General features: G+C 68.6%; 9 protein-coding genes. 8 read left to right on the top strand and 1 reads right to left on the bottom strand.

Annotated features, from left to right (window positions below):
• Positions 1-313 precede the first annotated feature (313 nt).
• The 7 genes from AC3WRR_RS29715 (at position 314) to AC3WRR_RS29685 (ending at position 7,883) form a co-directional block, all read left to right on the top strand.
• A complete protein-coding gene (locus tag AC3WRR_RS29715; protein ID WP_010812814.1) occupies positions 314-1,000 on the top strand; it encodes a hydrolase in 687 nt (228 codons plus the stop codon).
• A 60-nt stretch (positions 1,001-1,060) separates the two neighbouring features.
• A complete protein-coding gene (locus AC3WRR_RS29710) occupies positions 1,061-1,882 on the top strand; it encodes an alpha/beta fold hydrolase (RefSeq protein WP_010812815.1) in 822 nt (273 codons plus the stop codon).
• 5 nt (positions 1,883-1,887) lie between these two features.
• Positions 1,888-3,828, top strand: a complete 1,941-nt coding sequence (locus AC3WRR_RS29705) for an amidohydrolase (protein WP_011617553.1) — start codon at positions 1,888-1,890, stop codon at positions 3,826-3,828.
• Between the two features lie 34 nt (positions 3,829-3,862).
• A complete protein-coding gene (locus AC3WRR_RS29700) occupies positions 3,863-4,312 on the top strand; it encodes a DoxX family protein (RefSeq protein ID WP_439669250.1) in 450 nt (149 codons plus the stop codon).
• Positions 4,309-5,934: an MFS transporter gene (locus AC3WRR_RS29695; RefSeq protein ID WP_010812818.1), complete on the top strand. Its 1,626-nt coding sequence runs from the start codon at positions 4,309-4,311 to the stop codon at positions 5,932-5,934. Before AC3WRR_RS29700 ends, AC3WRR_RS29695 begins: the two co-directional genes overlap by 4 nt.
• Positions 5,935-6,095: 161 nt before the next feature.
• Positions 6,096-7,556: an aldehyde dehydrogenase family protein gene (locus AC3WRR_RS29690; protein WP_439669249.1), complete on the top strand. Its 1,461-nt coding sequence runs from the start codon at positions 6,096-6,098 to the stop codon at positions 7,554-7,556.
• Between the two features lie 39 nt (positions 7,557-7,595).
• On the top strand, positions 7,596-7,883 hold the full coding sequence (locus tag AC3WRR_RS29685) for a XapX domain-containing protein (RefSeq protein WP_010812820.1): 288 nt from the start codon (positions 7,596-7,598) through the stop codon (positions 7,881-7,883).
• 8 nt (positions 7,884-7,891) lie between these two features.
• Here the strand turns inward: AC3WRR_RS29685 and AC3WRR_RS29680 are convergent, their stop codons facing one another.
• Positions 7,892-8,866 carry a tripartite tricarboxylate transporter substrate-binding protein gene (locus AC3WRR_RS29680; RefSeq protein WP_492298833.1) on the bottom strand — a complete coding sequence of 325 codons (975 nt, stop codon included), beginning with the start codon at positions 8,864-8,866 and terminating at the stop codon, positions 7,892-7,894.
• A 178-nt stretch (positions 8,867-9,044) separates the two neighbouring features.
• Between AC3WRR_RS29680 and AC3WRR_RS29675 the strand changes: the two genes are divergently transcribed.
• Positions 9,045-9,974 (top strand): LysR family transcriptional regulator, encoded by a 930-nt coding sequence (locus AC3WRR_RS29675; protein WP_492298831.1) that lies wholly within the window; start codon positions 9,045-9,047, stop codon positions 9,972-9,974.
• Positions 9,975-10,038 lie beyond the last annotated feature (64 nt).

The following is a 10,038-nucleotide window of genomic DNA, read 5'->3' as shown; positions in this document are numbered from 1 at the left end:
CGGCCCGTTGCCAGGCGGGTGCAGGCACGTACCCGCCTGGCGCATCTCGCCCCGAGTCCCCCTGGCAGTACCCACCCCGCAGCGCTGGGCAGCGCCCTCACGCTCGCCATTTCCCGCCACGGCCCGCCGCCCGACTGCATCTCCCGATTATTCGCAAATCGCGAACACTGTCCTCGGACTTTGCTACGTAGTCAGTGCACGGCGCCTTGCCTACTATGCACACACCCCAGGCGAACACCACTGGTGAACGAATACAGCGGTAGCAATAACTAACTTCACAGCCTATCCAGGCGCCCCCTGACCGGAGATCATCATGACGAACCCCAAGCTCGAAGTCCTGACCCCGCAAAACAGCCAGCTGATCTTTATCGACCACCAGCCGCAGATGGCCTTCGGGGTGCAGTCGATGGACCGCCAGGCCCTGAAGAACAACACCGTTGGCCTGGCCAAGGCGGCGAAGATCTTCAATATCCCGACCACCATCACCACGGTGGAAACGGAGTCGTTCTCGGGCTTCACCTACCCGGAACTGCTGGATGTGTTCCCGGACCACAAGCTGCTGGAGCGCACCTCGATGAACTCCTGGGACGACCAGAAGGTGCGTGACGCCCTCAAGGCCAACGGTCGCAAGAAGGTGGTGGTGTCCGGCCTGTGGACCGAGGTCTGCAACAACAGCTTTGCCCTTTGCGCCATGGCCGAAGGCGACTATGAGATCTACATGGTGGCCGATGCCTCCGGCGGCACCTCGAAGGAAGCCCACGACTACGCCATGCAGCGCATGGTCCAGGCCGGCGTGGTGCCGGTCACGTGGCAGCAGGTGCTGCTGGAATGGCAGCGCGACTGGGCCCACCGCGACACGTATGACGCGGTGATGAAACTGGTCAAGGAGCACTCGGGCGCCTACGGTATGGGGGTGGACTACGCCTACACCATGGTCCACAAGGCCGCGCAGCGCACCGCCACGCCGCATGAGGCACTGGCCGCCGTGCCTGCCCGCTGAGCCGGCACTGAACCAGCCGCAAGCTCACCCGATCCCTTGATTGCATCCAGGAGTCCCATCATGACCACCATTACGACGCAGGATGGCACGCAGATCTTCTACAAGGACTGGGGCAGTGGCAAGCCCGTGGTCTTCTCCCACGGCTGGCCCCTCAATGCCGATGCGTGGGACGCGCAGATGCTGTTCCTGGTGCAGCAGGGGTTCCGGGTGATCGCCCATGACCGCCGCGGCCACGGGCGATCGGACCAGCCGGCGCAGGGCAACGACATGGACACCTACGCCGACGACCTGGCCGCGCTGCTGGACGCGCTGGACCTGCGCGATGCCACGCTGGTGGGGCATTCCACCGGTGGCGGCGAGGTGGCGCACTACATCGGCCGCCATGGCACCGGCCGTGTCGCCAAGGCGGTGCTGATCGGCGCGGTGCCGCCGATCATGCTCAAGACCGCGGCCAACCCCGGCGGGCTGCCGATCGATGTGTTCGACGGCATCCGCAAGGGCGTTGCCGACAACCGCTCGCAGTTCTACCAGGACCTGGCGACGCCGTTCTTCGGCTTCAACCGGCCGGGCGCCAAGGTCTCGCAAGGCACCATCGATGCCTTCTGGGCGCAGGGCATGGCCGGCGGCATCGTGGGCCAGTACGCCTGCATCAGGGAATTCTCGGAAGTGGACTACACCGAGGACCTGAAGAAGTTCGACGTGCCCACGCTGATCCTGCATGGTGATGACGACCAGATCGTGCCCATCGACGCTGCGGCGAAGCGGTCGGTGGAACTGGTCAAGGGCGCGACCCTCAAGGTGTATCCGGGCGCTTCGCACGGTATGTGCGTGGTCAATGCCGACCAGGTCAACGCCGACCTGCTGGCCTTCCTGAAGGCCTGAGCCCGATGTCAGTCACCCGCCGGCAATTTATCGCCTCGGCCGCCGCGCTCGGCGCGGCGCCGCTCTCGGAGACCTTCGCCATGCCGCCTGGCAGCCAGCCCAGCCTCATTCTCGTCAACGGCAAGTTCGCCACGCTCGACAAGTCCAGGCCGCAGGCGGACGCCGTTGCGATCCGCGACGGGCGTTTCGTCGCCGTCGGCACGCGCCAGGACATCATGAAGCTGGCCGGCGCGCAGACGAAGGTGGTCGACCTGAATGGCCGGCGCGCCATTCCCGGGCTGATCGACAGCCATATGCATATCATCCGCGGCGGCCTGAACTACAACATGGAGCTGCGCTGGGACGGCGTGCGCTCGCTCGCCGACGCCATGCGCATGCTGAAGGAACAGGTCGCGCGCACGCCAGCGCCGCAATGGGTGCGGGTGGTGGGCGGCTTCACCGAGCACCAGTTCGCCGAGAAGCGGCTGCCCACCATCGAGGAACTGAATGCCGTGGCGCCCGACACCCCGGTCTTCATCCTGCACCTGTACGACCGCGCCATCCTGAACGGCGCCGCGCTGCGCGCGGTGGGCTACAACAAGGACACCCCGAACCCGCCCGGCGGCGAGATCGCGCGCGATGCGCGCGGCAATCCCACCGGCCTGCTGCTGGCCAGGCCCAACGCCACCATCCTCTACGCCACGCTGGCCAAGGGCCCGAAGCTGCCGCCTGAATACCAGAAGAACTCCACGCGGCATTTCATGCGCGAGGTCAACCGGCTGGGTGTCACCGGCGTGATCGACGCCGGCGGTGGCTACCAGAACTACCCGGAGGACTACAGCATCATCGAGGAACTGCACCAGGCCGGGCAGCTCACGGTGCGCCTGGCCTACAACCTGTTCACGCAGAAGCCCAAGGAAGAGCTCAGCGATTTCAAGACCTGGGCCTCCAGGGTGAAGCCTGGCCAGGGCGACGACCTCTACCGCCACAATGGCGCCGGCGAGATGCTGGTCTACACCGCTGCCGACTTCGAGGACTTCCGCGTCGAGCGCCCCGAGATGGCGCCGTCGATGGAGGCCGACCTGGAGCCGGTGATCCGCCTGCTCGCGGAGAAGCGCTGGCCGTGGAGGCTGCATGCCACCTACGACCAGACCATCTCCCGTGCGCTCGATGTCTATGAAAAGGTGGCCAAGGACGTCCCGTTCAACGGCCTGAACTGGTTCTTCGACCACGCCGAGACCATCTCCGACCGCAATATCGACCGCATCGCCGCACTCGGCGGCGGCATCGCGGTGCAACACCGGATGGCCTACCAGGGCGAGTACTTTGTCGAGCGCTACGGCGCACGCGCGGCCGAGGCGACGCCGCCGGTGAAGAAAATGCTGGAGAAGGGCGTCAAGGTCGGCGCCGGCACCGACGCCACGCGCGTGGCCTCTTACAACCCGTGGGTGTCGCTGTACTGGCTGACCACTGGCAAGACCGTGGGCGGCATGTCGATGTACCCGCAGGCCAACCTGCTCGATCGCGAGACCGCGCTGCGGCTGTGGACCGAGGCCAATACCTGGTTCTCGTCCGAAACCGGCAAGAAGGGCCAGATCAAGGCGGGCCAGCTGGCCGACCTGGCGGTGCTGTCCGCGGATTACTTCAGCGTGCCGGGCGACGAGATCCAGGACATCACCTCGGTGCTGACCATCCTCGGCGGCGAAGTGGTCTATGGCGACGGCGACTTCGGCAAGCTGTCGCCCGCCATCCCGCCGGCCATGCCGGACTGGTCGCCGGTGCGCCACGCGGGCGGCTACCAGCCGCGCCCGCAAGCCCAAAAGCTGGCCTTGAACACAGCCTGCGGCTGTGCCAGTTCATGCGGCGTGCACGGCCATGCGCATGCCAGGGCCTGGACGGCCGGCGTGCCCACCTCGGACGAGAGTACGTTCTGGGGCGCGCTGGGTTGCTCATGCTGGGCGTTCTGATGCCGCTGCGTTGCCGATACCAGGAGACCCGACCATGACTGCCCATCCCATCCGCCCCACGGCGCGCGCGGCGACCACGCCCGGCGCGCCCTCGGCCTGGCTGCGCTGGCTGGCGCTGCTGGCACTGTCCGCGCCCTACCTGCAGGGTGGACTGGTCAAGGCGGCTGACTTCGGTGCCGCCATCGCCGAGATGCAGCACTTCGGCCTGGCGCCGGCCGCGCCGCTGGCAGCGGCCGTGATCGTGCTGGAACTGGGCGCGGCCGCGCTGATGCTGAGCGGGCGGCTGCGGTGGCTGGGCGCGCTGGCGCTGGCCGTCTTCACCTTGTTGGCAACCTTTGTCGCCAACCGCTTCTGGCAGGCGCCGCCGGATGCACGCTTCGGGCAGGCCAACGCCTTCTTCGAGCATATCGCGCTGGCCGGCGGCCTTTGCCTGGTCGCCTGGGAAGACCTGCGGCAATGCCGCGCGGGCAGGGGCCAGGCATGAGCCCGGCCGCCAAGCCCGCGCCGATCCCCGGTGCCGCCGCGCCGGCCGGCGGCAGCTTCGCGCCGCTGGCGCATGGCACCTTCGCCGTGCTGTGGGCGGCGACGGTGCTGGGCAATATCGGCAGCTTCATGCGCGATGTGGCCAGCGCCTGGCTGGCGACTGACCTGTCGGGCTCGCCCGCCGCGGTCGCCATGATCCAGGCGGCCGGCACGCTGCCGGTGTTCCTGCTGGCGATTCCCGCCGGCGTGCTGTCTGACATCCTCGACCGCCGCCGCTTCCTGATCGTGATCCAGGTGGGGCTGGCAATGGTCAGCGGTTCGCTGATGCTGCTGGCATGGCAGGACGGGCTGACCATCGAGCTGCTGATCGGCCTGGCTTTCCTGGGCGGCATCGGCACCGCGATGATGGGGCCGACCTGGCAGTCGATCGTGCCGGAACTGGTGCCGGCCGGTGAGCTGAAGCCGGCGGTGGCGCTGAACTCGCTGGGCGTCAATATCGCGCGCGCCATCGGGCCGGCCGCGGGCGGCCTGTTGCTGGCCGCGTTCGGCGCGGCGGCGACCTATGGCGCGGACGTGGCCAGCTATCTGTTCGTGATTGCCGCGCTGCTGTGGTGGAAGCGCCCGGCACGCGCCGAAGACCCGCTGCGCGAGCATTTCTTCGGTGCTTTCCGCGCCGGCGTGCGTTTTGCCAGGGCGCACAGCAAGCTCCATGTGGTGCTGCTGCGCGCGGCCTGCTACTTCGCGCTGGGCAGCAGCATCTGGGCCTTGTTGCCGCTGGTGGCGCGCCAGATGCTGCACGGCGGCGCATCGCTGTACGGCATGCTGCTTGGCGCGGTCGGCGTGGGTGCGATCCTGGGCGCGCTGGTGATGCCGCGCCTGCAGAAACGGCTGGACCTGGACCAGCTGATGCTGGCCGCGGCACTGGCTACCGCCGCGGTGATGGCGGTGCTGTCGGTGGCGCCGCCGGCATGGGTCGCCATGCTGGCGCTGCTGCTGCTTGGCGCCGCGTGGATCCTGGCGCTGACCACGCTGGCCGGCACGGCCCAGGCGATCCTGCCCAACTGGGTGCGCGGCCGCGCGCTGGCGGTCTACCAGATGGTGTTCAACGGCGCCATGGCGCTGGGCAGCCTGGTGTGGGGCTTTGTCGCGCAGGGGCTGGGCACTCCGGCGGCGCTGATGATCGCCGCGGCCGCGCTGTGCGTGGCCGCCTTCGTCATGCACCGCGTCAAGCTGCCGCGTGGCGAGGAAGACCTGGGCCCGGCACGGCACTGGCCAGCGCCCGAAGCCGCCGAGGAGGTGGCGCACGACCGCGGCCCGGTGATGATCCTGATCGAATACCGCGTGCGCGTGGCCGACCGCCAAGGCTTCCTGCAAGCCATCCACAAGCTGTCCGAGGAACGGCTGCGCGATGGCGCGTTCAACTGGGGCGTGATGGAGGACCCGGCCGATGCCGAGGCCTACACCGAGTGGTTCCTGGTCGAATCCTGGGCCGAACACCTGCGCCAGCACGAGCGCGTGCCGCACGCGGACGCAGACCTGCAGCGCGAGGTCGCGCGCTTCCACACCGGCGAAGGGCCGCCGCGGGTGCGGCACCTGCTGGCAGCGGGGCGGCCTCTGGAATAAGCAAGCCATAGCGACGGCCTTCCGATCTGCCGCTGCGGAACTCCCCTCTCCCGCTTGCGGGAGCGGAGCAGGGGTGAGGGCAGGCGTGGCGACCGACACCGCCCTTCAGGCAATGCCGCCACCCTGCCACCTACGCGTCCCTCGTCCCCCAAGGACCCCCCATGCACAACCAGCTGTTTATCGACGGCCGCTTCGTCGACGCCCTTGACGGGGACACCCTCGACGTCGTCAATCCGCACGACGGCAGCCTGATCACGCGCGTGACCGCGGGCGCGCAGCTCGATATCGACCGCGCCGTGGCCGCGGCACGCCGCGCCTTTCCCGCATGGTCGCGCCTCGCCGCCGGCGAACGCGGCAGGCTGCTGGCACGGCTGGCCGACGCCATCGAGGCCGACACGGGTCTGGCCGAACTCGAAAGCGCCGACACCGGCCACCCCATCCGCGATGCGCGCGGCCTCGACGTACCGCGCACCGCCGCGTGCTTCCGTTACTTCGCGGGCATGGCCGACAAGATCGAAGGCACCGTGGTGCCGGTCGAACCCGGTTTTCTCAACTATGTGCAACGGGCCCCGGTCGGCGTGGTGGGGCAGATCGTGCCGTGGAACTTCCCGCTGATGTTCACCGGCTGGAAGCTGGGGCCGGCACTGGCGGCGGGCAATACGGTGGTGCTCAAGCCGTCGGAGCTGACGCCGCTGTCCGCGCTGCGCGTGGCGGCGCTGGCGGCTGACGTCGGTTTCCCGCCGGGCGTGATCAACGTCGTGCCCGGCTTCGGCAACGTGGCCGGGCAGCGGCTGGCCAATCATCCCGACGTGGACAAGATCGCCTTCACGGGGTCCACTGCCACCGGCCGGCGCATCGTCGAGGCCTCGCGCGGCAACCTCAAGCGCATCCAGCTAGAGTTGGGCGGCAAGGGCGCCAATATCGTCTTTGCCGATGCCGACCTGGATACCGCCGTGGCGGGCGCGGCCTGGGCCAGCTTCCACAACCAGGGCCAGGCCTGCATCGCCGGCTCGCGCCTGCTGCTGCATGAGGACATCGCCGATGCCTTCCTCGAGCGCTTCGTGGCGCTGGCGCAATCGATCCGCGTGGGCGATCCGGCCGACCCTGCCACCGAGATGGGGCCGCTGACCTCGGCCGCCCACCGCGACCGCGTGCTGGAGTCTGTGGAGATGGCACAGGCCCAGGGCGGCACCGTGCTGGCCGGAGGCAAGGCCCCTGCCGACCCCGGCCTGCGCCAGGGCTTCTATGTCGAGCCCACTGTGGTCGCTGCGCGCCCGCAGGACCGCATCGCCCAGGAAGAGGTCTTCGGCCCGGTCGTCACGGTGCTGCGCTTTGCCAGCGACGAGCAGGCGCTGGCCATCGCCAACGCCACGCAATACGGGCTGGGCAACGGGCTATGGACGCGCGACCTGGCCCGCGCGCACCGCCTCGCGCGCGATATCCGCGGCGGCATGTGCTGGGTCAACTGCTACAAGCGCGTCCATCCGGGCAGCCCCTTCGGCGGCGTGGGTGAATCCGGCTACGGGCGCGACATGGGGTTCGAGGCGATGCACGGCTACACCGAGTCGCGCTCGGTATGGATCAACGTGGATGCCGGCATTGCGCCGCACTTTGCGCGCTGAAGCCCGCGCGGCACCACCAATCATTTCAGGGAGAACGCAATGAAGCTCTATCTGGTATCACTGGCCGCCGGCATCCTGGTCGGCATCATCTATGCACTGCTGCAGGTGCGCTCGCCGGCGCCGCCGGTGGTGGCGCTGATCGGCTTGCTGGGCATGCTGATCGGCGAGCAAGTGGTGCCGCCCGTCAAGCGCCTGCTGGCGGGCGAGGCGGTCACGGTGGCCTGGTTCCGTGGCGAGTGCGTGCCGAAGATCACCGGCGCACCGTCGGCGCCGACGGCGGCACGCCCGGCTGCGGAAGCAGCACGGGACGAGCCGCAGGCGCACTAGGCATCGCGCTAGCTCAGCGCCAGCGTGCGTTGCCGCGCCAGTTCCGCCCAGCGCGCCGCTTCGGAAGCGACCAGTGCATTCATCGCCTCGCGTCCGCTGGCCACGACTTCAAAGCCATTGTCGTACAGGTACTGCGTGACGGCCGCTTCGCGCAGCGTCTGGCTGACTGCGGCGGCCAGGCGGTCGAGCTGCGCGGCCGGCGTGCCGGCCGGCGCGATCATGCCGACCCAGGAATAGGTGACCAGGCCCGGCCAGGTGTCGGCCAGCGTGGGCACCGTCGGCAGATGCGGATTGCGCGCAGAAGAGCTGACCGCGAGCGCCCGCAGCTTGCCGGCCTGCAGTTGCGCCAGCACCAGCGGCAGGCTGGCGAACATCGAATCGACATGGCCGCCCAGCAGGTCTTTCAGTGCCGGGGCGCCGCCGCGGAACGGCACGTGCAGGCCATGGGTGCCGGCGGCCTGGTGGAACCATTCGGCGGTCAGGTGGTTGGAACTGCCGACACCCACGGAGGCATAAGACACCTCGCGCCATTGTCGGCACGCCCGCACATAGTCCTGCAGCGTGCGCCACGGCGACGCGGCCGGCACCACCAGCGCCATTGGCGCGCGCACCATATACGACACGCCAGTGAGATCACGCCCGGCGCGGTAAGGCAGGTTCGGGTAGGCCAGCGGCTCGGTCGCATACGAGTCATAGACCAGGCCGATGGTGTGGCCGTTGGCCTTGCTGCGCGCCACGATGCCCGTGCCGATGGTGCCGCCGGCGCCGTCGTGGTTCTCGATCACCACGGTCTGGCCGAGCCGGCGTCCGAGGCCAACATGGACTGCGCGCGCGGTCTTGTCGACCACGCCGCCTGGCGCAAACGGCACGACCAGCACCAGCGGGCCGTTGCTGCGCGCTTGTGCGCCGGTGCGGCCGGCCAGCAGCATGGCCGCGGCGCCGCCCAGCACCACGCGACGGCGATGCAATGCACGGATCTGCATGACGGATCTGCCCCTCGTTCGCTATGATTGCCGTCGAACTGCCTTCTGATCGCGGCCGGGATGTCGCCGCGCCCCACCGTTGTGCAAGCAACCGCGGTACGTTGTCGGCCTTGCTGGCCCGGCGAGGGCCAGATGGTAGCACTGCGGTGGGTCATGATCCTCTTCGCACGGGTTTGCCATGGACCGTTTTCTCAGTATCGAAGCCTTTGTCAGGGTCGCGGACACGTTAAGCTTTGCCGAGGCCGCGCGCCAGCTCGGTGTGACCAATTCCGTCGTCAGCCACCGCGTGCAGCAGCTCGAGAAGTACATCAACGCGCCGCTGTTCCATCGCAGCACGCGGCACGTGCGCCTGTCGGAAGTGGGCGAGACCTACTACCGTCAATGCGCCGACGTGGTCGCCAACCTGGCCGACCTGACCGACCAGATGCGCGACCTGCGCGCCACCCCGGCGGGGCGCCTGCGCATCCAGGTGCTGCCCGGCTTCGCCATTGGCCACTTCGCCGATATCCTGGCCGGCTTCAGCCAGCAGTATCCGGATATCGAACTGGACGTCGTCGTCAACGACCGCGTCATCGACCCGATCGAGGAAGGCTTCGACGTGGCCTTCCAGATCTTCGCGCCCCAGAACGATTCGCTGATCGCGCGGCGCCTGTTCACGCTGCGCCGGATCTTCTGCGTGGCCCCGGAGTTCATTGAACGCTGGGGCAAGCCGGAGCGGCCGGCGGACCTGATCTGCAGCAAGGTGGCGCTGTACTCCGCCTACCCGACCCGCAACAAGTGGACCTTCTCGCGCGATGCCGAATCGGTCGAGATCGACCTGGCCCCGCGCATGCGCACCAACTCCGTCCACCTGCTGCGCGACTATGCGGTCAGCGGTGCCGCCGTGGTTTGCCTGCCCACGCTGGTCGCCAGCGAAGACCTGCTGGCCGGCCGGCTGGTCCCGGTGCTGCACGACTATGCGCTGTCATCGTTCGAGTTCGCCGCCGTGTATCCGGCCACGCAGCGGCAGGCGCTGAAGGTGCGGGTGCTGGTGGACTACCTGGCGGAAAGGCTGGAGGGCGAGCCGCCGTGGGATGTGCCGTTGATGGAGAGGGGGTGGGTGCGGTAAGGGGGAGCGATAAGCCAGTGCGACGAGGCTTCACTATCGCAGGCCGATGTAGGGGAGCATCGAG

Source organism: Cupriavidus sp. FW305-3-2-15-C-LB2, assembly GCF_058787575.1.
The sequence above is the reverse complement of the archived record's forward strand: the minus strand, read 5'-3'. Positions and strand labels throughout refer to the sequence as shown.

Bases quoted from the DNA above. Each gene is read 5' to 3' on its own strand.
- AC3WRR_RS29715 (WP_010812814.1), top strand. From the start codon at position 314: ATGACGAACCCCAAGCTCGAAGTCCTGACCCCGCAAAACAGCCAGCTG.
- AC3WRR_RS29710 (WP_010812815.1), top strand. From the start codon at position 1,061: ATGACCACCATTACGACGCAGGATGGCACGCAGATCTTCTACAAGGAC.
- AC3WRR_RS29705 (WP_011617553.1), top strand. From the start codon at position 1,888: ATGTCAGTCACCCGCCGGCAATTTATCGCCTCGGCCGCCGCGCTCGGC.
- AC3WRR_RS29700 (WP_439669250.1), top strand. From the start codon at position 3,863: ATGACTGCCCATCCCATCCGCCCCACGGCGCGCGCGGCGACCACGCCC.
- AC3WRR_RS29695 (WP_010812818.1), top strand. From the start codon at position 4,309: ATGAGCCCGGCCGCCAAGCCCGCGCCGATCCCCGGTGCCGCCGCGCCG.
- AC3WRR_RS29690 (WP_439669249.1), top strand. From the start codon at position 6,096: ATGCACAACCAGCTGTTTATCGACGGCCGCTTCGTCGACGCCCTTGAC.
- AC3WRR_RS29685 (WP_010812820.1), top strand. From the start codon at position 7,596: ATGAAGCTCTATCTGGTATCACTGGCCGCCGGCATCCTGGTCGGCATC.
- AC3WRR_RS29680 (WP_492298833.1), bottom strand. From the start codon at position 8,866: ATGCAGATCCGTGCATTGCATCGCCGTCGCGTGGTGCTGGGCGGCGCC.
- AC3WRR_RS29675 (WP_492298831.1), top strand. From the start codon at position 9,045: ATGGACCGTTTTCTCAGTATCGAAGCCTTTGTCAGGGTCGCGGACACG.